Here is a 26,629-nt window from a genome sequence, read left to right as displayed (position 1 = left end):
TAAATTAATATATTATTTATTTCAGTAATTTAAATTATTTACCATTCTTAATGGTGCCATATAAACATAATATGTGAGTCACATTTCAAAAAATTCACTCTGAGTTTTTAGGAAATAAAAAGCTGGCTATAATTCCAAGCATCAATACTACTATCACGATCAATAAGCTGGTTGGCCATGAAATATGATAGCCATGATGGAAAATATGCTCTGAAGCATTTAAAGCCAGTTTTATGGCAATAAAAAATAATAACGCAATCACAGATTTTTCCAGATGGATTAAACACTGTTTCATTGCTTCGAGCACAAAATACAAGGTTCTTAAACCCAGTATGGCAAAGACCATGGCACTATAAATAATGACAGGATCACGACTGACAGCGATCACAGCGGGTACAGAATCAAATGCAAATATCACATCAGAAAGTTCAATAACGGCCAAACACAACATTAATGGAGTTGCATAAAGTGCACTGTTTCTAAATTGCTCAATCTTAATATCGCTGTTTTCTGGCTTTTTTAATTCTTTCTTGACTTCATTTCCTGTTAATAAAAACGCCGAGCCCTTGAGTCTAGGCCATATAGGAAAAAACCGCTTCACCAGACGATAAGCAAAATGTTGAGAGTAATCTTCAATCTGCTGTTGATTTTTTTTATCTTTAAGCATCATGATGGCTGTCCAACCAACAATACCGGCAAATATAAATTCTATCCAAGGCCCCAAGGATAACAGACTGGTTCCTATGGCAACAAAAATCGCCCTAAAAATAATGGCCCCAATTACCCCCCAATACAGAACACGTAACTTATCGTTATCAGGGACTGCAAACCAGGCAAAAATAGCCATAATCACAAATAAATTATCGATAGATAGTACTTTTTCTAAAGTGTATCCAGTGATAAATAAAGTCGCCAATTCCTGGCCATGGGATAAGTATAGAAAGCCCGCAAAAACAAAGGCAATTCCAACCCAGAAAAGCGACCAAAAACAAGCACTTTTAAGTGAAATAGGCTTATTATTTCTGTGCATAAACAAATCTATAAAAATAGCAAGTACAGATAATGTGACGAATACGATGAGCGTTTTTGGAGGAAAACCAATAGTCAAAGGTTCCATATTTTTTTCTCAATCAGGTTGATATTAACTTCAAGGCGATATCATAAAATGATGATTAGGAAAGTATGGTCAAATTAAAAAACAGTAAAAATTATTTTTTAAAAAAATGCCCCATTTTATTCTTTTTTGTTGATAAATAGTCTTGATTGTTTGGATTACTCTCTACGATTAACGACACTCGCTGAACAACATTGATGCCTTCTTTTTTCAAAATCTTGATTTTTTCAGGATTATTGGTCAGCAAACGTATCGCTTTGACATCCAGAATTTTATAAATGTTGGCACAGACGGTAAAATCACGTTCATCGGTGGCAAAACCAAGTTGATGGTTTGCTTCAACCGTATCAGCTCCTTGATCTTGAAGTGCATAAGCTCGAATTTTATTTAACAGTCCGATATTTCTTCCCTCTTGACGATGATAAATGAGTAGACCTCGTTTTTCTTCACAAATCTGCTTAAATGCGGCTTTCAGTTGAAAACCACAGTCACAACGTAAGCTAAACAAGGCGTCTCCTGTTAAACATTCAGAGTGGATCCTGGATAATACGGGGGCATCCGTTGAAATATCACCTAAAACTAATGCAAGATGATCTTGTTCCTTGTCTAATTCTTTAAATCCGATCATTAAAAAATCACCCCAAGGGGTCGGTAATTTTGCTTCCGATATACGTTTCAGATTCATGTCGATGAGTCATACTCTTAAAAATTTTTTAGTGTAATTTAGTCATAAGATAAAAGCGATATATTGCCGGTTTTTTCTTGGCTTATCTTTATTTTATTCGGCAAGATATAAAGCAGACCGTATGAATGATTCAAATAAATCAAAGGAGGTGAAATGAAAAGTGTGATGAAACAAATTATTTTCAGCAGTATGCTTTTATTGATCATTCCGTCTAGCGCCTGGATTTTTGGGTGGCAATGGCAGCTTACTCATGCTGATTCTAATTTATTAAAGGGGCTATTTGGAGTAACAGAAACGGCAGGTTATTCTTGGGGCATTTTGACCTGTATTTTATTATCGGCTTGTTTTCTTCGATGTTTGCGCTTTCGTTTAAAGGTTGCCCTGCAATTTTTGGTGCTCTTGTTGATATTAATGGTCATTGGGCAGACGGTGAAAATTATCATGAAAAATCAAATAAAAGAACCTAGACCTTTTTTAGTATGCTTGGAAAAAAAGCATCATATTGAAAATAAAAATTTCTATTCTTTAAATATTGAACCTCGAACGGTTTTATTAAAACGTTTATTAAAATCGGAAACGAATGCGCCCAACTGGTTGAAAAAATATTGGCAGGCTGAAACAGGATTCTCTTTTCCATCAGGGCACAGTATTTTTGCTGCGAGTTGGGCTCTACTGGCGGTCGGTTTATTATGGCCCCTTCGTTATTATAAAACGGTGATTTTTTTGATGTTGTGGTCATCCGGAGTGATGATCAGCCGTTTGCTATTAGGCATGCACTGGCCGATCGACATTTTTGTCTCAATATTAATCAGTAGTTTATTGAGCATATTATCATGCTGGGTTGTTTATCGCTGGATTGATCCAATCCCATTGAATAAAAAAAAGTTCTAACGCTCATTGATTAACGTTTTTTTACTTTTTTTCTAAGGTAGGAATATCTGTGAAATTTGTTCTCATTTTTTTATTAGTCTGCATACTGTCCGTGATTTTAATCATATTTGGTGCGAATAATAAGGAAGAGGTTGTTTTTAATTATTTACTGGCTCAAAACTCATATCGTTTATCAACCTTGTTAGTCAATATTTTTTTAACTGGGTTATTTTTGGGGTGGATCATCACGGGTATATTTTATTTAAAAGCACGAATAGCGCTGATGAAAGCAAAACGAAAAATAAAAAAATTAACATTAAATAAAGATCAACGGGTCAAAAATGACGCCAATTTAAAGATCATTGACGATAAAAAGAGATTTTTTTAAATGCTTGAGCTTCTATTTTTATTGTTACCTGTAGCAGCAGGCTACGGGTGGTATATGGGATCGAGAGGTTTTAAAAACAATCAACAACAAAATGAGAATCGATTATCACGTAATTATGTCAATGGTCTTGATTTTTTACTTTCAAATCAAAAAGACAAAGCTTTTGATCTTTTCCTCGAGATGCTTAAAAAAGAGGGTTCTGCTTTTGAAGCGCATTTAACGTTAGGAAATTTATTTCGCTCTCGAGGCGAAACGGATCGTGCCATCAGGATCCATCAATCTTTGATGGAAAGTGCTTCTCTGACCTTTGATCAACGTTTATTAGCTATTCAACAATTGGGGCGAGATTATATGGCCGCGGGATTGTATGATCGTGCGGAAAGAATGTTTAATGAACTTATTGAAGAAAAAAATTTTCGAGTGAGTTCATTACAACAGCTTTTGGCGATTTATCAGGCCATGAGCGAATGGGTTAATGCCATTAAAGTCGCCCAAAAATTAATCAAATCAGGCAAAGAACATCAACATTTACAAAAAAAGGTGGCACATTTTTATTGTGAGTTGGCTTTAAAGGCGATTGCTATCGATGATATTTCTAATGCCATTAGTTTGCTAAAAAACGCCATTTCGGTAAATAAGCATTGTGCGAGAGCATCCATTATGCTTGGAAGACTTTATATTGATTCTAATGATTTTTCTAAAACAGTGGCAGTGCTTCAAAAAGTATTGGATCAGGATAAAGAAGTCATTAGTGAAGCATTACTCATGCTTGATAAATGCTACAAAAATTTACCGAAATCCACATCGGATTGGATGATTTTTTTAAACCGTTGCGTAAATGAGGGGGCAGGGGTAGTCGCTGAGCTGATGATGTCAGATTTAATTGAACAGAAAGAGGGATTAGAAGCCGCGCAAATTTATGTTAACCGGCAATTACAACGTCATCCCAATATCCATCTTTTTCATCGATTAATGCATTATCATTTATTGGATGCAGAGGAAGGTCGAGCAAAAGAAAGTTTATTGTTATTAATGAACATTGTTGCCGAACAGATTCGCACAAAACCTTCTTATCATTGTCGTCAATGTGGTTTTACATCACATTCTTTCTACTGGCGTTGCCCATCTTGTCGCTCTTGGGATTCAGTCAAATCTATTAAGGGCTTTGATGGTCAGTAAATGCTCATCGAGCTAATTGAAGAGATGCATCTTTTATAAAGAACCGCCCTTTGATATAAAATGGAAAATGACAAAAAATGATATTTTACAAGCCTAAAAAAAATTCATCTCACTTTCTTTCACCCATTATTGTTGCACTCGATTACAGGGATAAAAATAAAGCGTTGGCTTTTGTTGACAAAATTAACCCTCAGTATTGTCAATTAAAAGTGGGGAATGAAATGTTCACGCTCTATGGGCCTGAATGGATTAAAGAGTTGCAAAAACGGGGATTCCAGGTTTTTCTTGATCTTAAGTTTCATGACATTCCGAATACAACGGCTCGATCAGTGGCTTCCGCTGCTGAGTTAGGCGTCTGGATGGTCAATGTGCATGCAAGCGGAGGCGGCCATATGATGGAAGCGGCCAAAAAAACACTTTTGCCTTACGGTAAAGAAGCTCCTCTATTGATTGCGGTGACCCTGCTCACGAGCATGACAACTCAAGATTTACAGCCCATAGGTATTTATGGTGAACAGCAAGAACAAGTGACACGTTTAGCAAAATTAAGTCAAGATTCTGGAATGGACGGTGTCGTTTGTTCCGCTCAAGAAGCTCAAATCTTAAGACAGCACTGTGGATCAAGTTTTCAGCTAGTGACACCGGGTATTCGCCCATTAAACAGTGTTAATTTTGATCAATCACGCACCATGGATCCAAAAGAAGCCTTAAAAGCGGGGGCGAATTATTTGGTCATAGGTCGTCCCATAACAGGATCTGAACATCCAGTTCAAAGTTTAAAAAATTTATATACTTTATTGATGAACTCATAAAATATGATGAACGATCCCAACAGTCATTTAATTTATTCGACAGATAAGAATGCTTTTCCTAAATTAGAAAAGCGGGAACCTTTACCTATTCAAAAAGATGCTCTGATACGATTAGAGTACCAAACACATGGACGAAAAGGTAAAGGGGTAAGCCTTGTGATCGGTTTAAAAGGAGGGGATGAAGCGATTGCTTCATTGGCGGCAGAGTTAAAAAAGCAATGTGGTTGCGGGGGCACGGTGAAACAAGGAATCATTGAAATTCAAGGAGATAAAATCGCTTTTTTAAAAAAACGACTTGAAGCGGAAGGTTTTAAAATGAGACTGGTTAGAGGGTAAAACAGGTTCGAAATTTTATGAAAAAACGGGATTGAGTTTCGCTTGAAAAAGATCACGAATTAAGTGAATTTATTTTATTTGGATGTTCCTTACTGCCCGTTTTCCAACGGACCTCTGAATGGACGTTATTCCTTTATTGTGCCGAAGTCTGTCAGCAGAGGTGAACTGAGGGCGTTTAATGAAAATTAATAATTAATTAATAGTTAAATGGCTATTTAAAATGACAGATTAAAGGCGTTTAGTGTTCCGTTGATTCGAAAACACCTGGTTAATGTATCAGTTCATCGATTATAGGCATTTTTTTATCCTCAATAATCAAATTCTTAATTAGAATGGCTATTGACACAGTTTATTTTTTAGACTTTCGTATTTGATCACTGTGCTATTTTTCGACCTCACCCTAAACGATTTTAGTCCACTTTTTCATGTCCATTAATACAGGCGGTGTATCTTTAGTGAATTCTTTTTTAACACTATGACACAAAATGCGGGTTAATGAAGTTGGGAAAGCAGTCACTTCTCTTGAAAGGAGATCAGAAAATGCTTTATGCCCTGGATCATATACAGATATCGATTTTACAAAATCAAGTTTACTAAGGTCTGGTAGGCTAGTTATTGGTGCATCTTCTAATTTCAAATAACTCGCTTTCGTTCTGATAGCATGTAAAATTTTTTCTGAAACTAATAAACGGTTCTTCTTTTCATCATTATTAGGCGCGTTATTAATCCATTCAACCAAACGTGTTGTATTTGGATATTCATTTTCATCTAAATTAATTCCAGCTTTCACGCAATTATAAATCTGGTTCATATTAAGCTTATCAATTATGATTCTGTGCGGTAATACAGGTAATGATTGGAAGAAGTCGAAGGTTTGTTCTGATAAATTATCATGAGTTAAAGTACAATTGTTTTCTTCATATTTTTTGGTACTCATGCCAGCATATTTTTCTACAGTTTCGTTTGTTTTATTTTCATTCTTCACATCTTTAGTCTTCAAACTACAATTTGAATTTTTAATTTTAATAAGATTAACAAATTTATTTTTATTTACTCTGATTTTTTTGCAAACAAATAGATTCAAATTTGAAACAAAATTTTTGCACGCTTTTTTTATACTCATCATTTTTCACCAATCAAAGTTAGAATTTATAATGACAAATTTTTTGAGCTCATGCTCTCAAAAAATACTTAATTAGCTAAATTTTGCCAAAAAGGTAAAGCTAGCTTTTGTATTCATAAATCTGATATTGAATCGGCATTGAAAAAAGTGATTGCTTTTTACCAACTCAAAAAAATGGTCGGCCCTGGTTATCAAGATAAATTTCGAGCCTTTTTAACAAAAGCACTCTCAACGATGAAATCTCGAACATACAATCATTAATGACATTTTAATAATGATAAAGGCATGAGACTATTTTGAGAGTCGTGTTATTTATTCCGTGTATCAGCCTGTGCTCATCGGTGATTCGTCTAGACCAAAAACCCGATAAATCATGCTTCAGAGGTTCTGGCTTTCCCTTTCCAGAGAAAGGGGTACATTGAATATCGCGTAGCAATTCATTAATACGTTTTAACGTCTTTTTGTCGACCTGTTGCCAATAAAGATAATCCTCCCACGATTGGCTAGAAAAGACGATTTTCACTCTATCAATTCTCTTTCTTGACCTTTTTCATGATTGATCTCTTCGATGGACTCTATCAGTTTTCGGGCATTTTTGGGCGAACGGAGTAAATACGCCGTTTCTTACAGTGATTGATATTCATCAAAGGACATTAAAACGCACGGTATCCCTTTCTGTCTGGTGATTAATATGGGAGTTCTATCTTCAATGGTTTTATTTCATCAGTGAGGCAAAATTTTACCTGTCTTCGCTATAATTGACGGTTTGCATTCGGTTATTCCCTTTTAAATTGCTCATTTTTTTATAAGATAAAAGATAAAAGTACAATTATTTGTACTTTTATTATTAATAAGGAGCATATGGCCTAAAAATGGTCTATTTTATTACTTGCCATGGCTAAGCGATTTAATTTTGATTCATGGATATATTTTGCAAACAAAGACTCGATGTCACAGTGAAGTTCTCTGCTTTTATTTTATATCTTAACTAAATTTAAATCGTTTAGGCATATCACCTTATAAAACTGGCATGCAATTCCTGAAGGGAGATCACCTTTTCAATCGGATTTTCCATAAGAGACATCACAGTCGCTAGCCCACCATTGAGAGTCGTATCATAATGCACTTTGTATTGTAATGCGGCTCTGCGAATTAATTTAGAATCCTCAATCGCTTGGCGCCCTGAGGTAGTGTTGACGATATAAATGTACTCTCCATTTTTAATGCGGTCTTGAATATGAGGGCGACCTTCATGCACTTTATGGACCCGTCGAGCAGGCAACCCCGCTTTTTCTAAAACATCCGCGGTCCCTTGAGTCGCATCTAACTCAAAACCTTGTTGTAAAAATTGTTTTGCCAAATCAACCACTCGTGTTTTGTCGCCATCTCGAACAGAAAGCAAGACTCGCCCTGTTTTTTTCATTGATGAATGACTCCCCAACATTGCTTTTGCGAATGCTTCTGCGAAAGTATGTCCAACCCCCATCACTTCACCTGTGGAATGCATTTCTGGCCCCAAGATGGGATCCACGCCAGGAAATTTATCAAAGGGCAGGACCACTTTTTTAACAGAATAATAAGGAGGAATGATTTCATTTAACATATTTTGCTGAACTAATGACTGCCCTGCCATGACTTTCGCCGCTATTTTTGCTAAGGGGATGCCCGTCGCCTTGGAGACAAAAGGCACCGTGCGGGCAGCACGCGGATTGACTTCAATCAGATACAGCTGTTCTTTTTTGACAGCAAACTGGACATTCATTAACCCTTTAACACCGAGTTCAAACGCTAGTTTTGTCACCTGATCCCGCATACATTTTTGAATAGGCTCGTTTAAGGTATAAGCCGGCAGTGAGCAGGCCGAGTCGCCAGAATGTACCCCTGCTTCTTCTATGTGTTCCATAATACCACCGATGAAAACGTGCTCACCATCGCAGATGGCATCAACATCGACTTCAACTGCATCATCTAAAAAACGATCCAGTAATACAGGCGAATCATTAGAAACCTGAACCGCATTTTGAAAATAACGCTGCAAGTCAACCCTGTTGTAAATGATTTCCATCGCGCGCCCCCCGAGGACATAAGAGGGGCGAACCACCAGCGGATAACCTAAAAGGTCAGCTTTTAAAAAAGCGTCTTCAAGTGTTTGGGCCGTCGCATTCTCAGGCTGTTTCAAGCCTAAGCGATGAACGGCTTGCTGAAAACGTTCACGATCTTCTACCCTATCAATCGCATCAGGGCTCGTTCCCAAAATAATGACGCCTGCCGCTTCAAGCTCTCGAGCCAAGCGCAGAGGCGTTTGCCCACCATATTGAACAATAACCCCTTGTGGTTGTTCAATCCGCACTATTTCAAGGACATCCTCCAGCGTGACGGATTCAAAATACAGGCGATCAGAAATGTCATAATCCGTCGAAACGGTTTCTGGATTGCAATTGACCATAATGGTCTGATATCCCGCCTCATGAAGAGCTAAAGATGCGTGCACACAGCAATAATCAAATTCGATTCCCTGGCCAATCCGATTAGGTCCTCCTCCTAATATCATGATTTTTTTCTGTTCGTGATTGGGTCTGGCTTCACATTCTTCTTCATAGGTAGAGTATAAATAGGCCGTATCTGTCCTAAATTCCGCAGCACAGGTATCCACTCTTTTATAAACAGGATGCAAATTCGATTGGTGGCGTCGGTCTCGTATTTCTTTTTCGGGTACGGCCAGTAATTTGGCCAAACGTGCATCCGAAAATCCTTTTCGTTTAAGATGCCTTAAAAAAAACGCGTCTAAGGATTGAATGCCGGTTTGAGTCAGCTGTTCTTCGAGCTGGACGAGTTCCTGAATCTGCATCAAAAACCAGGAATCAATTTCGGTGAGATCAAAGACTGCGTCTAATGAGAGCCCCGCACGAAAGGCATCTGCGATATACCAGATGCGTTCCCCTCCGGCATCTTTGAGCTCACGACGAATAGAGGTAATGGCCTCCGGATCATTCAAAGACACTTTGGGATCGAGCCCCGTGGCCCCAACTTCTAGCCCTCTGAGCGCTTTTTGCAGCGATTCTTGAAAAGTTCGCCCTATGGCCATCACTTCTCCGACAGATTTCATCTGAGTCGTCAAGCGATCGTTTGCTCCTGCAAACTTCTCAAAGTTAAAGCGGGGCATTTTGGTGACCACATAATCTAAAGAAGGCTGGAAAGACGCCGGCGTTCGGCCACCTGTAATGTCGTTTTTTAATTCATCCAAGGTGTAACCAACAGCCAGCTTTGCCGCAATTTTTGCGATAGGAAACCCGGTGGCCTTTGATGCCAGTGCTGAAGAACGAGAAACGCGGGGGTTCATTTCAATGACAACCAGCCGTCCACTTTTTGGGTCGACGGCAAATTGAACGTTCGAGCCACCTGTTTCGACACCGATTTCACGTAATACTGACATCGAAGCATGTCGCATTCTTTGATACTCTTTATCCGTCAAAGTTTGAGCAGGTGCGACGGTGATAGAATCCCCAGTGTGAATGCCCATGGCATCCATATTTTCTATCGAGCACACAATAATGCAATTGTCATTTTTGTCACGGATGACTTCCATTTCATATTCTTTCCACCCGATCAGGGATTCATCGATCAACAATTCATGCGTGGGTGATAAATCAAACCCTCGTTCGCAAATTTCTTCAAATTCTTCGCGATTATAGGCAATCCCCCCGCCGCTGCCGCCCATAGTAAAGGAGGGGCGGATAATGCAAGGGAAACCTATCTCAGAAACAACGGAAAAAGCCTCTTCCATGCTATGGACAATGCCAGAACGCGGGGTATTCAGGCCTATTTTTTTCATCGCTTTATCAAAAAGCCTTCGGTCTTCAGCCTTATCAATCGCTTCTCCTGTAGCACCTATCATGGTCACGCCATAATCTGATAAAACCCCTTTTTTCTCTAACTCGAGTGCGCAATTGAGTGCCGTTTGTCCACCCATGGTCGGCAATAAAGCATCAGGATGTTCTTTGGCGATGATCTTGCGAACCAATTCCCAATGAATTGGCTCAATATAGGTGGCATCTGCTATGTCAGGATCTGTCATAATGGTCGCGGGGTTAGAATTGACCAAAATCACCCGATACCCTTCTTCTCTCAAGGCTTTACAAGCCTGAACGCCAGAGTAATCAAATTCACAGGCTTGACCAATGACAATAGGGCCGGCACCCAAAATCAGAATGCTGTTGATATCTGTACGCTTTGGCATGATGTGAATTCCTGATTACAGATGATGAAGAGATTTTTCATGATACATTTGCATCAAATCGATAAAGTGATCAAAAAGCGGCGCCATATCATGGGGGCCAGGGCTGGCTTCAGGGTGGCCCTGAAAACCAAAGGCCGCTTTATCGGTGTGATGTATGCCTTGTAATGAGCCGTCAAACAAGGAGCGATGAGTTGCACGTAAGCAAGGAGGCAAGGTCGATTCATCAACAGAAAAGCTATGATTTTGTGTGCTGATCATCACAAGACCGCTCTCTAACTCTTTCACAGGATGATTTGCACCATGGTGGCCAAATTTCATTTTGATCGTTTTTGCGCCGCTCGCCAGAGCCAGCAGTTGATGGCCGAGGCAAATGCCAAAAAGGGGAATATCCGCTTCCAGTAAATCTTGAATAGCAGCGATTGCATATTCACAGGGTGCGGGATCTCCTGGACCATTCGATAAAAGCACACCATCGGGTTTTAATGAGATAACCGCCTGGGCTGAAGTGTGTGCGGGAACGACCGTCACGCGACAGCTTCGATCCACCAGCATACGAAGCATATTGCGCTTAATGCCATAATCGTACACGACCACATGAAAAGGAGATGCGTCTCGTTTTTTGGTATTTGGCATACCATCACTGAGCCATCCTCCTGTCCCTTCGACCCAATCATAGGGAGTTTTGACAGAGACTGTTTTGACCAAATCTACGCCTTTTAAACCCGGAAAATCATGAATTTCTTCTAAAGCCAGCACCGGATCTAAAGTTTTTGACGCGATAATGCAGCCTTTTTGAGCGCCTTTTTCAGACAAAAGACGTGTCAGCTTTCGAGTATCAATATCGGCAATGGCCACGATATGATGGCGTTTGAGATAATCCGACAGGGTTTCTTCACTACGATAATTACTGGCCACCAGGGATAAATCCCGGATGACCAGGCCCTGTACATAGACTTTATCGGATTCTGCGTCAGAAAGATTGGTGCCCACATTCCCGATATGAGGGCAGGTCAGAGTCACGATTTGTCTTAAATAAGAAGGATCAGTCAAAATTTCCTGATAACCTGTCATTGCAGTATTGAAAACCACTTCTCCGACGACCAACCCTATCGATCCAACCGATCGACCGTAAAATTCGGTTCCATCTTCAAGAACCAATAGTGCTGACGTCATCAAAATATCCTCCAGGAAAATCAAAATTGCTGATATGCAGATTATTGAGGTCAAAGTCAGTCATCTCTAAAACGCCTATTTTCAGACAAATTGCCGGAAATTCTAATGATGTGTCGTATCTATGTCTAGCATAGATGATATCTTTTTAACGATGAATCTCGTCGAGATGCGATCTGTTTTTGCCAAGTTCATTCGCAAGCAAGTGCAGGCTAAAAAAGATAAAAATAGTGTAGACCCAAATTCAGAATATATAGAATTTTTTAAAATCATAGAGGCAAATACGGATTTAACAAAAAAAAATGTCATCAATGAAAACAGCCTTGTATTAATTAGTGCTTTAAAAGAATTCATTTTTTATCAAGCTATTATTGTGGAATTCAAAAATTTTTTGAAAAACATGATAAATCCTGAAGAAAATGACATTAATGTTGAACAAACTATTGATATTAATAAGGAGTTTCTTGATGCTTTTATTACATATGTTCAAATTATTAAAAATATTTATCCAGAAGAAGAGAGTTTAGGAAAACTAGAAAAAATTTTTGAAGGAATGAAAAATCAATTAAATGACGAGAAAAATACACTGGCAGATTCAAAATCTGGTTCAAAACCAACTGAATTAGCCCCCCCCACGGATGTTGATTTAAAAGAAATTGACTCAACGCTTTCTAAACTAAAAACAATTAATCCAGAACAATATAAAAATTTAAAAAAATTTACTGAAAATTTCGATGCTAAAAATGTTAAAGCGATAAGCGTTAAAACAATTAACAAAAAATATAAAGAGGAAAATATGACTCCGCCAACAGAGGAAGAATTTCAGATTTTAGCAAATTCTGACTTTTTTAGATCTAGAAAATCATATCTTCAAAAAACAATTAAGATTAATGTTAATGATGAGCTCATGTTCAGTATTAAAGTTTTTTCAGACGAAGAAAAGATGTCTGGTCTGGCTCAAAATGAGATTGAAGAAGCATTAACAAATACTTTAACTACCTTTAATGAAGCATTTGGTTTTATAAAAAATAATAGGTCGTCTTTTGGAAGACATGAAAATAAAACGCATTTTACATTGCATTTTTTTAAAAATGAAAAAAGTTTTTATGATTATACCAAGTCTAAGGAAATTAACTTGGTAGGGTATGCGCCCAATAATAATATATATGTCTATCTTGGTGGTCGCTTTCAGGAGCGACTCAATAGGACTATAAGACACGAATTTGTTCACGTTTTCATGAATTACAGTGGCGTAGGAGAAGTCATTAATTCTTTTTCTATTTTGAGGGAAGGCATACCTACGTATGTTGCTGGATTATCAAAAGGTGAAAACGCGATTCATTTTCTCAGTGATTTAAAAAACCATCTTGATGAAAAAAACTTTAATAGAAGTTTGACATTAAAAAACCTTTTAAGCGATCAGTTTTTGAAGGACAATAACCTAAGCCATTATATTGCAGGGCCTGTTGTTATTGCTTATTTTGAGGATATGTTTCCGAATGTTATAGATGAATTATTGTATGATACAAAAGATATGGTTGAAGAAAATAAGGAAGAATTTTTTAAAAAAATACAAAAACTTTATGATGAAGCATATTCGACCCCTTTTAAAAATTGGGTTGAAACACATTCAAATGAAGGATTTCACGCTTGGTTAGAACCGGCACCAACAAAAAATCAGGATGGTGACGGCTCATCTGCTGAAGTGACTTCACTGTCTAAAGATGCTTTAAAGCCTGAAGTTGATTCATCGTTTCAACAGGGTGACTCGCATCAAAATGAGGCTGGATTGTTAAAACAGGGGATGAGTCAATTTTCATCGCATGATGCACCGCATGTTCCGGAAAATCCTGTTTTACACTCTGACGTCATTCCAACTGTGATCAGTAACGCTTCCTGAAAATATTTTTAATACGCTTATCAGAATTAAAACAAACAAAAACCACTCTATGGCTAAACAATTTTATTCTAATGACAAATAGATTTGATCATATTTAAATCATATCAATAATTTAATATTATTGATTGTCATCATTTTTAGGTATTTAGCTAAAGATTCTCCTAATGATGGTTTGTTCGTCTTTCACAGAAGGATTTTTCATGAATCAGATCTGTCTTGAATATTTCGGAAATTCTGTGGCCCGCGTCAAAAAGGCACTGGAGAATTTAAAAAACGGTCATGGTGTTATGGTGCTGGATGATGAAAATCGCGAAAATGAAGGCGATTTTGTGTTTGCGGCAGAAACCATGACGGTCGAACAAATGGCCCTGACGATTCGTCATGGCAGTGGTATTGTTTGTCTTTGTTTAACTGAAGAACGTTGCCAACAGCTTGAACTACCGATGATGGTTGAAAAAAATTCCAGTACTTTTCAAACCCCTTTTACAGTCAGTATTGAAGCAGCAAAAGGGGTTACCACAGGGGTTTCAGCCTCAGATCGGATCACCACCATTAAAGCGGCGATATCACAGACAGCAAAGCCTGCTGATCTTCATCGTCCAGGCCATGTTTTCCCTTTAAAAGGGCATCCCAAAGGCGTTCTGGGTCGTTCTGGGCATACAGAAGCGGCGATTGATCTGGCAAGGTTGGCGGGTTTAAAACCTGCGGGGGTGTTATGTGAACTCACTAATGACAATGGCACCATGGCGCGTGCCCCTGAAGTGATTGCGTTTGCAAAAAAACATAAAATGACGGTTTTAAGTATTGAGGATCTGATTGAATATCGTCAAACTCATATGGAAACAAATTTTTCATAGACTACTTTAAAAAAATTTATTCAAAAACCATATTTGGAGAGTGAATCTATGTCCCCTTTAAAAGCAGGCGATATGGCGCCAACATTTGCTTTATTAGATCAAGACGGTGGAATCATTCATTTAAATGATTTTTCTTCAAAAAGAGTGTTGATTTATTTTTATCCCAAAGCGATGACGCCAGGCTGTACCGTTTAAGCTTGTGCACTACGAGACAATATGGATAAATTAAAAGCACTCGGTGTTGAAATATTAGGCATCAGCACCGATCCTCCACAAAAATTATTTCAATTTCATGAAAAAGAATTGTTAAATTTTACTTTGCTTTCTGATGCCAATCATCAGGTTTCAGAGCAATTTGGGGTTTGGGGTGAAAAAAATTTTATGGGTAAAAAATATGATGGGATCCATCGCATCAGTTTTCTCATTGATCCCACAGGTAAAATAGAAAAAGTATTTGATGATTTTAAAACCAGCGACCACCATACAGCCGTCATTGATTATCTGAAAGAATCTGATCGATCCATTGCTAAATGAACCATCCTATCTTTGAATACCCACAAAATTTACCGATTACACAACAAAAACAAAGAATCTGCGAAACTATCGAGCGTCATCAGGTCGTGATTATCTCGGGTGAAACAGGCTCTGGAAAAACAACCCAGCTGCCTAAGATATGTTTGGAATTAGGGCGTGGCGGTGTTACAGGGATGATAGGTCATACGCAACCACGCCGTTTGGCCGCTTATCGCGTTGCTCAGCGGATTGCCGATGAACTCAAAACGCCTCTTGGTGAACGTGTGGGTTATCAAATGCGTTTTCATCAAAAAATCAATGAAAACACCGCAATAAAATTGATGACCGACGGCATTTTACTGGCTGAGATTCAACATGATCGTCTTTTGATGCGATATGACACCATTATTATTGATGAAGCCCACGAACGCAGCCTGAATATTGATTTTATTTTGGGATATCTACGGCAACTCCTTCCTAAAAGGCCAGATTTAAAAATCATCATTACCTCGGCCACTCTAGACTCACAGCGATTTTCTGATCATTTTAATCAAGCACCGATGATTGAAGTGTCAGGCCGGAGTTATCCCGTTGAAGTGCGTTATCGCCCCCCCCAAAAAACAAATGAAAGCGAAGGAGAAGGGCTTCAAGCAATGATAGATGCTGTGAATGAGCTATATCGAGAATCCACTCAGGGCGATATTTTAATTTTTATGAGTGGAGAACGAGAAATCCGTGATGCAACAGAGGTGCTGCGCCAAGAAAATATATCTCACACTGAGATATTACCTTTGTATTCACGTTTATCTTATGCTGAGCAAAAAAAAATTTTTCAATCACATGTGGGGCGACGTATTGTTTTGGCGACGAATGTCGCGGAGACCTCTCTCACGGTGCCTGGTATTAAATATGTGATAGATACGGGAACCGCTCGAATCAGCCGTTATAGTTTTCGTACTAAAATTCAGAAATTATCCTTGGAGCCGATATCCCAGGCTGCTGCCAATCAACGCAAAGGGCGTTGTGGACGAATTTCCAGCGGAATTTGCATTCGACTCTATGAAGAACAGGATTTTTTATCACGCCCTGTTTTTACCGATCCAGAAATTTCAAGAACGAATCTTTCAGCCGTGATATTACAAATGATGGCTTTTAATTTAGGGGATATCACTTCTTTTCCTTTTATTGATCTTCCTGATAAACGCCGGATTCAAGATGGCATCGCGTTATTGTCAGAACTTGGGGCGATTGAGCATTCCCCAAAACCCAATCTGACAAAAATAGGCCGGCAATTGTCACGGTTGACCATTGACCCGAGATTGGGTCGAATGATTTTAGCGGCTCAATCTAGGTCCTGCGTTCAGGAAGTGATGATTATTGCGGCGGCACTTTCTATCCAGGATCCACGTGAAAGGCCTCAAGATAAAAAACAGGCGGCCGATGAAAAACATCATCGTTTTTCGGATAAAGACTCCGATTTTGTCGCTTTTATTCATCTATGGAATTATATCGAAGAACAGCAGAACGCTTTATCTGTCAATCAATTTCGTCAATTATGTCATCGAGAGTTTCTGCATTATATGAGAGTGCGCGAATGGCAGGATATTTACTCTCAACTCAAAAAAAGTGCTCAAAAATTAGGTCTATTGACATTATCCATCAATCACACTGAGCCCCATTATTTTCATGTTCATACGGCTCTTTTAACGGGTTTGTTATCTCATATTGGACAAAAAGACATGGAAAGCCATGAATTTACAGGCCCTCGTAACATACGCTTCGCGATTTTTCCGCACTCTTGTTTGTTTAAAAAACCACCTAAGTGGATTATGGTCTCTGAATTACTTGAAACTCGTCGACTGTGGGGGCATATCGCTGCACGTATTGAACCTGAGTGGCTAGAACCCTTAGCAGGACATTTGCTCAAACGTCATTACAGTGCACCTCATTGGGAAAAAAACAAAGGGGCAGTGATTGCCCATGAAAAAGTTACCTTGTTTGGACTGCCGATTATTTATGATCGAAAAATCAATTATGGCGCGATTGATCCAAAATTATGCAGATCCTTATTTATTCGACAAGCACTGGTTGAGGGGGAGTGGGAAACGACTCATGCTTTTTTTCACCAAAATTTAAAGCTGTTGTCAGAAGCCGAAGAGTTAGAAAATAAATCCCGACGCAGGGATATTGTGGTCGATGATCACACATTATTTGAATTTTATGATCAACGGATTGGCCAGGAAGTGGTCTCTTCACGCCATTTTAATCATTGGTGGAAAAAAGTGTTTCAAACTGACCCTGATCTACTGAATTTTGATAAATCAATGCTGATTACAGAAAACGCACAGGAGATCACTGAAGAAGATTTTCCTGATTTTTGGAGCCAGGAAGCATTTAAATTAGACCTATCCTATCAATTCGAGCCGGGCAACGAAACCGATGGGGTCACCGTTCATATTCCACTCGTGATGTTGAATCAAATACAGTCTCAAGGTTTTGATTGGCAAGTGCCGGGCATGCGGTTTGAACTCATCACAGCCTTGCTCAAATCCCTGCCTAAAAAACTGAGACGACATTTTGTTCCTGTGCCCAATTATGCACAGGCCATTTTAGAGAGTATCCGGCCTTCATCAGGTTCATTTTTAAGTGCCATTGAGAAAAAATTATGGCAGATGAGCGGAGTCAAAATAACAAGAGAAGATTGGCAGTGGCATCAAGTGCCTGAGCATCTTAAAATCACTTTTCGCATTTTGGATGATCAAAATCAAATGATAAAAGAAGGAAAAGATCTTGAAGTTTTACGGCAAGAACTGACAAGACAGTTTAAAAAAACGCGCAGTACCTTGATAGAAAACTGCACTTTCGAAAAACAGAATCTCAAAGAATGGAATTTTGGCACCGTGCCTCTTTACTATGAAAGCACTCAAGAAAATTATTCTATTAAACATTATCCCGCGTTGGTGGATGAAACCCATTCTGTTGCACTGCGTTTATTTGAAACAAAGCAGCAGCAAAAAATAATGATGTGGAAGGGACTCCGACGTCTGCTTTTGCTAAATATGGCTTCTCCTGCTCAGGCTTTACGTCAAAAATGGTTTAATAAATCAAAATTAGGGCTTTATTTTAATCCGTATGAAAATATACCGGCATTGCTAGAAGATTGTGTCGCCTGCTCGGTAGACAAGCTGATGGCTGAATATGGTGGTCTTGTGTGGACACAATCTGAATTCTTGATTTTAAAAGAAAAGATACGGCCCAAGGTATATGAGGTCTCAGAAAAAATAACGAGAGAAGTTCAACAAATATTGGATAAGGCTTTTTCTATTCACAAAAAATTACAAGCGGGTTGTAATCTCGCACAAGTTCCCGCTTTTACTGATATGAAACAGCAATTAGAAGGGTTGGTTTGTCCTTATTTTATTAGTGATAACAGCTTAAAGCCTTTGGCTGATATTTTGCGTTATTTGAAAGCGATTGAAAGACGGTTGGAAAAATTACCCTCTCAGTTGCAAACAGATCGATCGAATATGGCAAAAATACACGCACTGAACGATTTGTGGATAAAATGGAAAAATCAATTGACGGAATGGAGAGAAAAGGAAAAAGAGATAAAAGAAGTACATTGGATGCTGGAAGAGCTGCGTGTCAGCTTATTCGCACAGCAACTCGGTACTGCATACCCTATTTCAGAAAAACGCGTATTAAATGCGATAAATAAACAAATAAACGGCCAAGGCCAAGGCTAAGGTGCAAGCGTCATTGCTGTTTTATCCGCCCAAATAATTTCACCCGTTTTCACTAGCATCAATTCCATATTGATCACAGGAGATTGAATGTCATCACTGACATCCGTATAGAGCACATACTCCGCTTTCAGATATCGCCCCAAAGCAATCGCCTTACTACGTGAGCTGAGGTTATCTTGCTTTGAGATCCCGAGTGCTGTTTTGGCCTTCGCCAGTTGATTGGCTGAAATTAAAAAAAACGTATTATTGGAGGATAAAATATGTAGCAAGCTCTCAGTGGCTTTTTCTATCTGTAATAACCCATTCGTATTATTTTTGACGGTATCTACCAATAAAACGCTTCCATTAGGCAGATCCTTCGTTTGACTCATATTTTCAACGAGTGGCTTCATAGGAACTGACCAATCAAATGATTTAATCTTAGGGGTCAAAGGCACGATACCTATTTCTGCTGACTCGGAGGAGATACCCTCAGGTGAATCGGTAGAAACAGTGGATGGTTCGCTTTTCGATGGCCGCCCTATTTTTGCGGGCGGCTGAGCACAACTGGCCAACAGAAAGACGATGGAAGCACTCAGAAGATATTTCTTCATGACTATTTTTATCCTTTAAATAACGGCCCTAATGGGCAGCCACCCAACAGATGCATATGAATATGATAAATTTCTTGTCCCGCGTGATCATTGCAATTCATAACGAGCCGATAGCCATCTGCTGAAATCCCTTTTTCGTGTGCAATTTTAGCGGCAACCGTGATCATCCTACCCAAAGCCGGCTCATGCTGCTTTTTCACATCATTCAAGGTTGGGATAAAAACGTTAGGAACAATTAAAATATGTACCGGTGTTTGAGGAGATATATCACTAAAAGCGGTCACCAGTTCATCCTGATAGAGAATGTGAGCCTGAATTTCTCTTCTGATAATTTGACTAAAAATGGTCTCTTTACTCATCCAATAAAGCCTTTTTCATAAAGTAAGATAAAAAATGGTATTTCTTAGAATGATGTCTAAATTTTTTAAATCATAACAGAGCAAAAGGCAAAGTTAAGAGGTAAAAAACCTAAACTCTCTCATAAACAGCAAGCTCTTAAGACAACCCATGGTCACTCTACCTTCTAAATCGCATCTCAATCGTATTTGAACATCCCCAAAAATAGTGCTTATTTTAAAATCTGCTTGGTTAATATTGCCATATATTAGCTATTCAAAATTGATGTTAATACGACCGGAAGATTGGCAAAATAATGAATTGAGGGTAATCTCTCAGCTTAATACAACGAATCCCCCAATCATGGAAATTGAACATGTTTGAAAAAATCACAAACGCTCCGCCCGATCCTATTTTAGGATTGGCAGACAGTTTTAATGCAGACCCTCGAGATTGTAAAATTAATTTAGGCATTGGGATTTATATGGATGAAACAGGGAATACACCCATATTAAATACGGTAAAAAAAGCAGAACAACATTTACTTGACCATGAAAAAACCAAAAATTATTTAGGGATTGATGGATTAAAAAAATTCGCGGCCTGTACACAGGATCTCTTATTCGGAAGAGCTCACCCTATTTTGATGGATAAAAGAGCCCGTACGGCACAAACCCCCGGCGGAACAGGTGCCCTTCGTATTGCTGCTGATTTTGTCACCAAAAAAGCAGGCGTCAAACGAGTTTGGCTAAGCCGACCCACCTGGCCAAATCACAATCAGATTTTCTCTTCGGTAGGGCTTCAAATCGTTGATTATGATTATTATGATGCAGAACATCACCGTTTAAATTTCACAGCGATGTTAAATTCTCTAGAAAAAATCCAGCCTGGAGATTTGGTGTTATTTCATGGATGCTGTCATAACCCAACGGGGATTGACCCGACAAAAGAACAATGGGAAGTACTGGCGGAATTCATAAAAAAGAAAGGCGGATTACCCATATTTGATTTTGCCTATCAGGGTTTTGGGCGAGGTTTAGAAGAGGATGCAGAAGGTCTGAGGATTTTTTCTCAAAAGCATGCTGAATTTATGGTTTGTAGCTCTTATTCGAAAAATTTTGGGCTGTATAACGAGCGGGTTGGCGCCTGCACCATTGTGGCAGGTGATGATAAAACCGCCGAGGCAGCATTGAGTCAGCTCAAAACCATCATACGAGCCACCTATTCAAATCCCCCCGCTCATGGGGGCGCGATAGTAGAAACGATTTTAATTGACGATATATTACGCAATGATTGGGAAAAAGAATTAACAGATATGCGCCAGCGTATTCAGAGGATGCGTCAATTATTTGTTCAAACTTTAAAAGAAAAAGGTGCGAATCAAGATTTTAGTTTTATTATCGATCAAAAAGGCATGTTTTCGTTTAGTGGTTTAAAAACGGAGCAGGTGTTACGTTTGCGTGAAAAATTTGGGGTATATGCCGTTAACTCTGGGCGAGTGAATGTGGCCGCGATGACGCTCAATAATATGGTGCCTTTATGTGAAGCCATCGCGGCAGTTATTTGAAAAACTGGTTTAATCATCACAGAAAATAAGCGAATCAATCACTGAAAAACCGCTAAGTGCCAAACCGCTTTTTTATGAACGGATGTACTGTTAATCTCTCATCAAAAAAAGAAAAAACCTGGTTGCATCAGCAGTAACTGAAGCAATCAAGTTTTTTCTGAAGAAGGTACGTTTTAGACAAGGTAACCGAAAAAATCGCGCCCCCCTTTGAAGCTTATTTGAGAAGGCTCATTCCTTTTGATAAAGCATTCCATGCATTTTAACCATATCCTTATTGATCCATTTTTTTCTTCTTTCATCCTTTTTGTGTTTGCCTTTATTCATCCTGAAAAAAAACTTGATCTCCATATCACTTCCTTGGCTTCATCTCTTTCCTAGATCTGAAAACAGTATCCTTACTACTTACATTTCATCTGATGACATCAGTGTCTTTGGATGAAACCTATCTAACATTTTTATGAGCCATAAAAATGTTCAGGCTCAGTCTACTTATTTGCTTTATTTACTCAATAGAGTTACAGCTATTTAAAAAAAAGTGATGATTAAATTTAAAATAATTGTTTGTTTTTTAAAATAAAAAATACTTTTTTAAAAAAAATTAAGATATAACTACACTTTAGAATAGTCAATACCTTACAAAGGTAAGATCATTTTTACTCTATTTGATTGAGCTGAGATTAAAAAAATAAATCTATTTTTAAATGAGATATAATCATCAAAAATGATTGTTCAATGAGAAAAAATTTTGAAAAAAACAAATGACAACTATCATTCAGCCCGTTTTGTGATGAGTGCTCCGAATATTCATCATCTTCCTCCCGATCAAGGAATGGAGGTTGCTTTCGCTGGCCGTTCCAATGCGGGAAAATCCAGCGCACTGAATACACTTACTCAGCAAAAAAATTTAGCGAAAATCAGTAAAACACCAGGCCGAACACAACTCATTAATTTATTCGAAGTGGCCGAAGGAATACGATTAGTTGATTTACCGGGTTATGGCTATGCGGCTGTGCCATTAGCAATAAAAATCAAATGGCAAAAAGCATTAAATGAGTACTTAAACAAACGTGATTGTTTGAGAGGCTTAGTCATACTGATGGATATTCGCCACCCTCTTAAAAATCTTGATCAGCAAATGATTGTTTGGGCAATAAACAAGCGTATCCCTGTTTATTTACTCTTGACTAAAGTGGATAAACTGTCCAGGTCAGCCAGTAAAATACAACTTGATATGGTAAAAGAAGCCATTTTGCCTTTTATGGGCGATATTGAAGTAGATGTATTTTCATCCTTGAAAAAAATAGGGATTGATAAATTACAAAATAAATTGAACGCTTGGTTCAGTGGCTCTGTCAATGAATGAGGTGTCAGCAAAACATTTTATTTTCATCCATCACGGTTTTATTGACTCAAGTGTATGGCCTGCAAAGCTGTCACAATCTTTCTTTTATGCGTTTCACTCAGTTGAGGGTGATGAATCATTTTGATCATGCTGCCCGAAGTCGTTTTGTCAAATTTTTGACCTGCAATCAGGGCCTGATACAACCGTTCTATTAAAGAGGCATTTAACTGAATCAGTTTATAACGCATTTGAGCTAAATTTTGAGGATGCTTTTTAGTGATGGATTTTTTTTGCCAATCTGACTGATAACGACATTGAATCAATTTTGCGGCATGTATTAAAGCAGAAAAAAAAGGGCCAATGGAATTTGGCGTGATTCCTTTTTGTTCTGCGAGTAGCATGGCATTTCTCAAAATTCTTTTTTCTTGCTCAACATCTTCAATCGCCAACTGTTTTTCAGCTTTGTAAGCAGCGATATCTTCCATATAATACAAACGTTGATTAATCAGTAAGAAGATTTCATTGATTCCAATTAAAGACATTTTGATGAATACATTTCACGTTAAACAGCAAAATAAAAACAATGTATACACTTTACGGTATTAAAAACTGCGATACCATCAAAAAAACCCGCTCTTGGCTCAACGAGCACCATGTGATTTATCGATTTCATGATTATCAAGTCGATGGATTAACCCCCGGTGCGCTGCAAAATTTTATAGCGTGTTTGGGTTGGACACCATTATTAAATACACGCGGAACGACTTGGCGTCGTCTCAGTGAAACAGAACGTGCAGAGATCAGAGATGCTGCAAGTGCGCATAGTTTAATGTTACAAAAACCCGCCATCATTAAGAGACCTATTTTGGAATCCTCTAATGGCGTACTTTTATTGGGTTTCAATATTGAACAATATCGACATTTTTTAAAACACTCATGAATCATAAAATCTGTCCTGTCGTGATGTTGGCACAACAATTAATTGAACGCCGTTCAATCAGTCCAGAGGATGCTGGTTGCCAAGACATCATCGCTCAACACTTAAATTATTTCGGTTTTACTGTTGAACCCATGCATTTTGGTGACACAAAAAATCTCTGGGCCTGGAGAGGCTCGGGAGAGAAAACTTTGGTTTTTGTGGCTCATACCGATGTGGTACCTGCGGGTAATGAAACATTATGGACGACGCCTCCTTTTATGCCATCAATACGTGATGGAAGTCTTTATGGGAGAGGTGCCGCAGATATGAAAGGGTCTTTGGCGGCCATGATCATCGCCGCTGAACGTTTTGTCGAAGCGCATCCAAACCATCGCCAGAAATTAGCCTTTATTATTACCTCAGACGAAGAGGCCTCAGGCGCAAATGGAACTTCTAAGGTCGTTCAAGCTTTAATGGCTCGCAATGAAAAAGTGGATTATAGCTTAGTAGGGGAGCCTTCAAGTACCGAACGGATAGGAGATGTCATTAAAAATGGCAGGCGCGGCTCTTTAACGGCGCAATTATGTATTCAGGGTGTACAAGGTCACGTGGCTTATCCTCATTTGGCTCAAAATCCGATACATCAAGCATTAGGAGCTTTAAAAGAATTGTCGATGATTGAGTGGGATCAAGGTAACGCGTTTTTTCCTCCCACAAGCGTGCAGATAACGGGTTTAAAAGCGGGGAATGGGGTGAGTAATCTGATTCCTGATCAATTGCATGTTCAATTTAACTTTCGCTTCAATACTGAATCGACCTATAGCATGATAAGAAATCAGGTTGAAAATTTGTTAGAGCGTTATGCGTTGGATTACCAAATAACCTGGATACTTTCCGGTGAACCTTTCTTGACACCCAAAGGTGAATTGCTTGATGCGGTTCTGAATACAGTTCAACATTACTGTGATAGCCCCCCTGACATTTTAACCACTGGGGGCACTTCTGATGGGCGTTTTATCGCATTAATGGGAGCACAGGTGGTGGAGTTAGGGCCTATTAATCAAAGTATCCACAAAGTCAATGAATCAGTTTCGATAGCTGATCTTCAACTATTGACTAAAATGTATCAACGAATTATGGAACAATTGCTCCTGACCTGATTCATCCTGCTTTATTTTAATAATTTTAAAAAATTCATTTTATTTTTGGGAGATTTTTATGTTTATTGTTATTTTTGGGCGTCCAAAATGTCCTTATTGCACTCGTGCAATAGAGTTGGCACAAAAACTTAAATCAGAATTAAAGGATAAGAATATTAATTTTGATTATATCGACATGCATGCTGAAAAGATCACAAAAGCGGATCTAGAAAAAACGGTGGGTAAACCGGTGGAAACCGTGCCGCAAATTTTTATTGATAAGCAACATATTGGCGGCTATACCGAATTTGCAGCCTATGTTAATAAACATTTTCATGATCTCAAATTTTAATCGCTCTGAGGCAAAAAATAAAATTGAGCAAGAGCCCATTTTTAAATGGGCTTTTTTAATGAGAGAGACTTGTTGAGCTTACAACTGTACGTTAAAGTGCGCTACGCAGTCTTAAGCTTATTATAAAGTCTACACGAGGTATTGAATGAAACGTGCAGTGGTTACTGGCTTGGGTATTATTTCCAGTATAGGTAACGATAAAAATGAGGTCCTGTCGTCTTTATACGCTGGGCGTTCTGGGATAACTTTCTCTGAAGAGTTTAAAAATTCAGGCATGAAAAGCCATGTCTGGGGTAATGTGAAACTCGATACCACGGGTATGATTGATCGAAAAATTTCCCGTTTTATGAGTGATGCTTCAATTTATGCTTATCTCGCTATGCAACAAAGTATTGAAGATGCCGATTTAAATAATTTTGATATTTCCTCAAACGAGCGGATAGGATTGGTCGTCGGTTCAGGGGGAGGTTCGCCTAAAAATCAGGTGGCGGGCTCCGATAAAATGCGCATGAATGGTTTAAGAGGAGTGGGCCCTTATATGGTGACCAAAGCCATGGCATCCGGTGTTTCCGCATGTTTGGCGACGCCTTTTAAAATTAAAGGAGTAAATTATTCGATTAGCTCGGCCTGTGCTACGTCTGCTCATTGTGTGGGTCATGCATTGGAACTTATTCAATTAGGAAAACAAGACATTGTTTTTGCTGGTGGAGCAGAAGAATTATGTTGGGAAATGGCCTGTGAATTTGACGCTATGGGGGCACTTTCCACTCAATATAATGCAACACCAGAAAAAGCGTCTCGAGCGTATGATAAAAACCGGGATGGTTTTGTGATTGCGGGAGGCGGCGGTATGGTGGTGGTCGAAGAGCTTGAACATGCGCTCTCTCGCCATGCGCCTATTTATGGAGAGATAGTGGGTTATGGCGCCACGTCGGATGGCGCTAACATGGTTGCCCCGTCTGGTGAAGGCGCCGCTCGTTGTATGAAAATGGCTCAGAAAGGCCTTGAAGTGACCATCGATTATATCAATGTACATGGTACCTCTACCCCGCTTGGCGATATCAAAGAGCTAGAAGCGATTAAAAGTGTTTTCGGTCATCACTCTCCGTTTTTTTCATCGACAAAATCGATGACAGGTCACTCCTTGGGAGCCGCAGGGGTGCATGAAATTATTTACAGTTTACTGATGGCAAAACATAATTTTATTGCCCCCAGCATTAACATTGAGACTCTTGTTCCAGAAGCAGTGGGTATGAACGTCGTGACTGAAATGAAAGAATTGGCAATCAATACAGTGATGTCGAATAGTTTTGGTTTTGGAGGCACTAATGCGACTTTGATTTTTTCTAAATATCCGCGATAAATAGGGCCTCTCAAAAATAGAGGTTTTTATTTAATTGAAAATCTAAAGTTGGGTTATAGCTTATTTGAATCCTATGACAATGAAAGTA

Annotated in this window: 23 protein-coding genes and 2 pseudogenes; 15 read left to right on the top strand and 10 right to left on the bottom strand. The window is 38.8% G+C overall.

Annotated elements, in window-relative coordinates; all coding sequences use genetic code 11:
• Positions 1–94: 94 nt before the first annotated feature.
• Positions 95–1,117 carry a TerC/Alx family metal homeostasis membrane protein gene (locus HDEF_RS00710; protein ID WP_012737857.1) on the bottom strand — a complete coding sequence of 341 codons (1,023 nt, stop codon included), beginning with the start codon at positions 1,115–1,117 and terminating at the stop codon, positions 95–97.
• A 91-nt stretch (positions 1,118–1,208) separates the two neighbouring features.
• Positions 1,209–1,799, bottom strand: coding sequence for a GTP cyclohydrolase II (gene ribA / locus HDEF_RS00705; protein WP_012737856.1), 591 nt, complete (start codon positions 1,797–1,799; stop codon positions 1,209–1,211).
• 153 nt (positions 1,800–1,952) lie between these two features.
• Here ribA and pgpB point away from each other — a divergent pair, with 153 nt between their 5' ends.
• From pgpB to HDEF_RS00680, 5 genes are all read left to right on the top strand, one after another.
• Positions 1,953–2,690, top strand: a complete 738-nt coding sequence (pgpB, locus tag HDEF_RS00700; protein ID WP_012737855.1) for a phosphatidylglycerophosphatase B — start codon at positions 1,953–1,955, stop codon at positions 2,688–2,690.
• A gap of 49 nt (positions 2,691–2,739) precedes the next feature.
• On the top strand, positions 2,740–3,057 hold the full coding sequence (locus tag HDEF_RS00695; RefSeq protein ID WP_012737854.1) for a LapA family protein: 318 nt from the start codon (positions 2,740–2,742) through the stop codon (positions 3,055–3,057).
• Positions 3,058–4,236, top strand: a complete 1,179-nt coding sequence (lapB, locus tag HDEF_RS00690) for a lipopolysaccharide assembly protein LapB (RefSeq protein WP_012737853.1) — start codon at positions 3,058–3,060, stop codon at positions 4,234–4,236.
• A 77-nt stretch (positions 4,237–4,313) separates the two neighbouring features.
• Positions 4,314–5,048: an orotidine-5'-phosphate decarboxylase gene (pyrF, locus tag HDEF_RS00685; protein ID WP_012737852.1), complete on the top strand. Its 735-nt coding sequence runs from the start codon at positions 4,314–4,316 to the stop codon at positions 5,046–5,048.
• 6 nt (positions 5,049–5,054) lie between these two features.
• Positions 5,055–5,384 (top strand): SUI1 family translation initiation factor, encoded by a 330-nt coding sequence (locus HDEF_RS00680; RefSeq protein WP_012737851.1) that lies wholly within the window; start codon positions 5,055–5,057, stop codon positions 5,382–5,384.
• 400 nt (positions 5,385–5,784) lie between these two features.
• Here HDEF_RS00680 and HDEF_RS00675 read toward each other — a convergent pair whose 3' ends face one another.
• The 5 genes and pseudogenes from HDEF_RS00675 to carA form a co-directional block, all read right to left on the bottom strand.
• Entirely contained in the window at positions 5,785–6,507 is a 723-nt protein-coding gene (locus HDEF_RS00675; protein ID WP_044612218.1) for a hypothetical protein, read from the bottom strand.
• Between the two features lie 268 nt (positions 6,508–6,775).
• Positions 6,776–7,030 carry a Txe/YoeB family addiction module toxin gene (locus HDEF_RS00670; protein ID WP_012737848.1) on the bottom strand — a complete coding sequence of 85 codons (255 nt, stop codon included), beginning with the start codon at positions 7,028–7,030 and terminating at the stop codon, positions 6,776–6,778.
• Positions 7,027–7,231 (bottom strand): annotated as a pseudogene (locus HDEF_RS12885) (type II toxin-antitoxin system Phd/YefM family antitoxin). The gene HDEF_RS00670 and the pseudogene HDEF_RS12885 overlap by 4 nt, the downstream one beginning before the upstream one ends.
• Positions 7,232–7,519: 288 nt before the next feature.
• Positions 7,520–10,744 carry a carbamoyl-phosphate synthase large subunit gene (carB, locus tag HDEF_RS00665; protein WP_012737847.1) on the bottom strand — a complete coding sequence of 1,075 codons (3,225 nt, stop codon included), beginning with the start codon at positions 10,742–10,744 and terminating at the stop codon, positions 7,520–7,522.
• A 15-nt stretch (positions 10,745–10,759) separates the two neighbouring features.
• On the bottom strand, positions 10,760–11,920 hold the full coding sequence (gene carA, locus HDEF_RS00660) for a glutamine-hydrolyzing carbamoyl-phosphate synthase small subunit (RefSeq protein WP_171770460.1): 1,161 nt from the start codon (positions 11,918–11,920) through the stop codon (positions 10,760–10,762).
• 199 nt (positions 11,921–12,119) lie between these two features.
• Here carA and HDEF_RS00655 point away from each other — a divergent pair, with 199 nt between their 5' ends.
• The 4 genes and pseudogenes from HDEF_RS00655 (at position 12,120) to hrpA (ending at position 18,930) form a co-directional block, all read left to right on the top strand.
• Complete coding sequence (locus tag HDEF_RS00655) at positions 12,120–13,814, top strand: hypothetical protein (protein ID WP_425475041.1); 1,695 nt, start codon at positions 12,120–12,122, stop codon at positions 13,812–13,814.
• A 200-nt stretch (positions 13,815–14,014) separates the two neighbouring features.
• On the top strand, positions 14,015–14,671 hold the full coding sequence (gene ribB / locus HDEF_RS00650) for a 3,4-dihydroxy-2-butanone-4-phosphate synthase (protein ID WP_012737844.1): 657 nt from the start codon (positions 14,015–14,017) through the stop codon (positions 14,669–14,671).
• A gap of 48 nt (positions 14,672–14,719) precedes the next feature.
• Positions 14,720–15,205: pseudogene (gene bcp / locus HDEF_RS00645) on the top strand (thioredoxin-dependent thiol peroxidase).
• Positions 15,202–18,930 (top strand): ATP-dependent RNA helicase HrpA, encoded by a 3,729-nt coding sequence (gene hrpA, locus HDEF_RS00640; RefSeq protein WP_012737843.1) that lies wholly within the window; start codon positions 15,202–15,204, stop codon positions 18,928–18,930. The pseudogene bcp and the gene hrpA overlap by 4 nt, the downstream one beginning before the upstream one ends.
• Here the strand turns inward: hrpA and lpoB are convergent.
• Complete coding sequence (gene lpoB / locus HDEF_RS00635; RefSeq protein ID WP_012737842.1) at positions 18,927–19,523, bottom strand: penicillin-binding protein activator LpoB; 597 nt, start codon at positions 19,521–19,523, stop codon at positions 18,927–18,929. The genes hrpA and lpoB overlap by 4 nt on opposite strands.
• Positions 19,524–19,531: 8 nt before the next feature.
• Positions 19,532–19,882: an HIT domain-containing protein gene (locus HDEF_RS00630; RefSeq protein WP_012737841.1), complete on the bottom strand. Its 351-nt coding sequence runs from the start codon at positions 19,880–19,882 to the stop codon at positions 19,532–19,534.
• 353 nt (positions 19,883–20,235) lie between these two features.
• Here HDEF_RS00630 and HDEF_RS00625 point away from each other — a divergent pair, with 353 nt between their 5' ends.
• Both HDEF_RS00625 and yihA read left to right on the top strand, forming a co-directional pair.
• Positions 20,236–21,426: an amino acid aminotransferase gene (locus HDEF_RS00625; RefSeq protein ID WP_012737840.1), complete on the top strand. Its 1,191-nt coding sequence runs from the start codon at positions 20,236–20,238 to the stop codon at positions 21,424–21,426.
• Positions 21,427–22,213: 787 nt separating this feature from the next.
• On the top strand, positions 22,214–22,789 hold the full coding sequence (yihA, locus tag HDEF_RS00620) for a ribosome biogenesis GTP-binding protein YihA/YsxC (protein ID WP_216657372.1): 576 nt from the start codon (positions 22,214–22,216) through the stop codon (positions 22,787–22,789).
• 38 nt (positions 22,790–22,827) lie between these two features.
• Here the strand turns inward: yihA and aroQ are convergent, their stop codons facing one another.
• Positions 22,828–23,310 (bottom strand): gamma subclass chorismate mutase AroQ, encoded by a 483-nt coding sequence (gene aroQ / locus HDEF_RS00615; RefSeq protein ID WP_012737836.1) that lies wholly within the window; start codon positions 23,308–23,310, stop codon positions 22,828–22,830.
• A gap of 41 nt (positions 23,311–23,351) precedes the next feature.
• On the opposite strand from aroQ, the gene HDEF_RS00610 reads away from it, so the two are divergent.
• The 4 genes from HDEF_RS00610 to fabB all read left to right on the top strand — a co-directional run bounded on the left by HDEF_RS00610 (position 23,352) and on the right by fabB (position 26,541).
• Positions 23,352–23,708, top strand: coding sequence for an ArsC family reductase (locus HDEF_RS00610; RefSeq protein ID WP_012737835.1), 357 nt, complete (start codon positions 23,352–23,354; stop codon positions 23,706–23,708).
• Positions 23,705–24,847, top strand: coding sequence for a succinyl-diaminopimelate desuccinylase (gene dapE / locus HDEF_RS00605; RefSeq protein ID WP_012737834.1), 1,143 nt, complete (start codon positions 23,705–23,707; stop codon positions 24,845–24,847). The genes HDEF_RS00610 and dapE overlap by 4 nt, the downstream gene beginning before the upstream one ends.
• 58 nt (positions 24,848–24,905) lie before the next feature.
• Positions 24,906–25,178: a GrxA family glutaredoxin gene (locus tag HDEF_RS00600; protein ID WP_012737833.1), complete on the top strand. Its 273-nt coding sequence runs from the start codon at positions 24,906–24,908 to the stop codon at positions 25,176–25,178.
• Between the two features lie 145 nt (positions 25,179–25,323).
• Entirely contained in the window at positions 25,324–26,541 is a 1,218-nt protein-coding gene (gene fabB, locus HDEF_RS00595; RefSeq protein ID WP_012737832.1) for a beta-ketoacyl-ACP synthase I, read from the top strand.
• Positions 26,542–26,629 lie beyond the last annotated feature (88 nt).

It is taken from the genome of Candidatus Hamiltonella defensa 5AT (Acyrthosiphon pisum), from assembly GCF_000021705.1.
Classification (GTDB): Bacteria; Pseudomonadota; Gammaproteobacteria; order Enterobacterales; family Enterobacteriaceae; genus Hamiltonella; species Hamiltonella defendens.
The sequence above is the reverse complement of the archived record's forward strand: the minus strand, read 5'-3'. Positions and strand labels throughout refer to the sequence as shown.

Bases quoted from the DNA above. Each gene is read 5' to 3' on its own strand.
- fabB (WP_012737832.1), top strand. From the start codon at position 25,324: ATGAAACGTGCAGTGGTTACTGGCTTGGGTATTATTTCCAGTATAGGT.
- hrpA (WP_012737843.1), top strand. From the start codon at position 15,202: ATGAACCATCCTATCTTTGAATACCCACAAAATTTACCGATTACACAA.
- pgpB (WP_012737855.1), top strand. From the start codon at position 1,953: ATGAAAAGTGTGATGAAACAAATTATTTTCAGCAGTATGCTTTTATTG.
- pyrF (WP_012737852.1), top strand. From the start codon at position 4,314: ATGATATTTTACAAGCCTAAAAAAAATTCATCTCACTTTCTTTCACCC.
- lapB (WP_012737853.1), top strand. From the start codon at position 3,058: ATGCTTGAGCTTCTATTTTTATTGTTACCTGTAGCAGCAGGCTACGGG.
- HDEF_RS00680 (WP_012737851.1), top strand. From the start codon at position 5,055: ATGAACGATCCCAACAGTCATTTAATTTATTCGACAGATAAGAATGCT.
- dapE (WP_012737834.1), top strand. From the start codon at position 23,705: ATGAATCATAAAATCTGTCCTGTCGTGATGTTGGCACAACAATTAATT.
- ribB (WP_012737844.1), top strand. From the start codon at position 14,015: ATGAATCAGATCTGTCTTGAATATTTCGGAAATTCTGTGGCCCGCGTC.
- HDEF_RS00630 (WP_012737841.1), bottom strand. From the start codon at position 19,882: ATGAGTAAAGAGACCATTTTTAGTCAAATTATCAGAAGAGAAATTCAG.
- HDEF_RS00625 (WP_012737840.1), top strand. From the start codon at position 20,236: ATGTTTGAAAAAATCACAAACGCTCCGCCCGATCCTATTTTAGGATTG.
- yihA (WP_216657372.1), top strand. From the start codon at position 22,214: ATGAGTGCTCCGAATATTCATCATCTTCCTCCCGATCAAGGAATGGAG.
- HDEF_RS00600 (WP_012737833.1), top strand. From the start codon at position 24,906: ATGTTTATTGTTATTTTTGGGCGTCCAAAATGTCCTTATTGCACTCGT.
- ribA (WP_012737856.1), bottom strand. From the start codon at position 1,799: ATGAATCTGAAACGTATATCGGAAGCAAAATTACCGACCCCTTGGGGT.
- HDEF_RS00710 (WP_012737857.1), bottom strand. From the start codon at position 1,117: ATGGAACCTTTGACTATTGGTTTTCCTCCAAAAACGCTCATCGTATTC.
- lpoB (WP_012737842.1), bottom strand. From the start codon at position 19,523: ATGAAGAAATATCTTCTGAGTGCTTCCATCGTCTTTCTGTTGGCCAGT.
- carB (WP_012737847.1), bottom strand. From the start codon at position 10,744: ATGCCAAAGCGTACAGATATCAACAGCATTCTGATTTTGGGTGCCGGC.
- HDEF_RS00610 (WP_012737835.1), top strand. From the start codon at position 23,352: ATGTATACACTTTACGGTATTAAAAACTGCGATACCATCAAAAAAACC.
- HDEF_RS00675 (WP_044612218.1), bottom strand. From the start codon at position 6,507: ATGAGTATAAAAAAAGCGTGCAAAAATTTTGTTTCAAATTTGAATCTA.
- aroQ (WP_012737836.1), bottom strand. From the start codon at position 23,310: ATGTCTTTAATTGGAATCAATGAAATCTTCTTACTGATTAATCAACGT.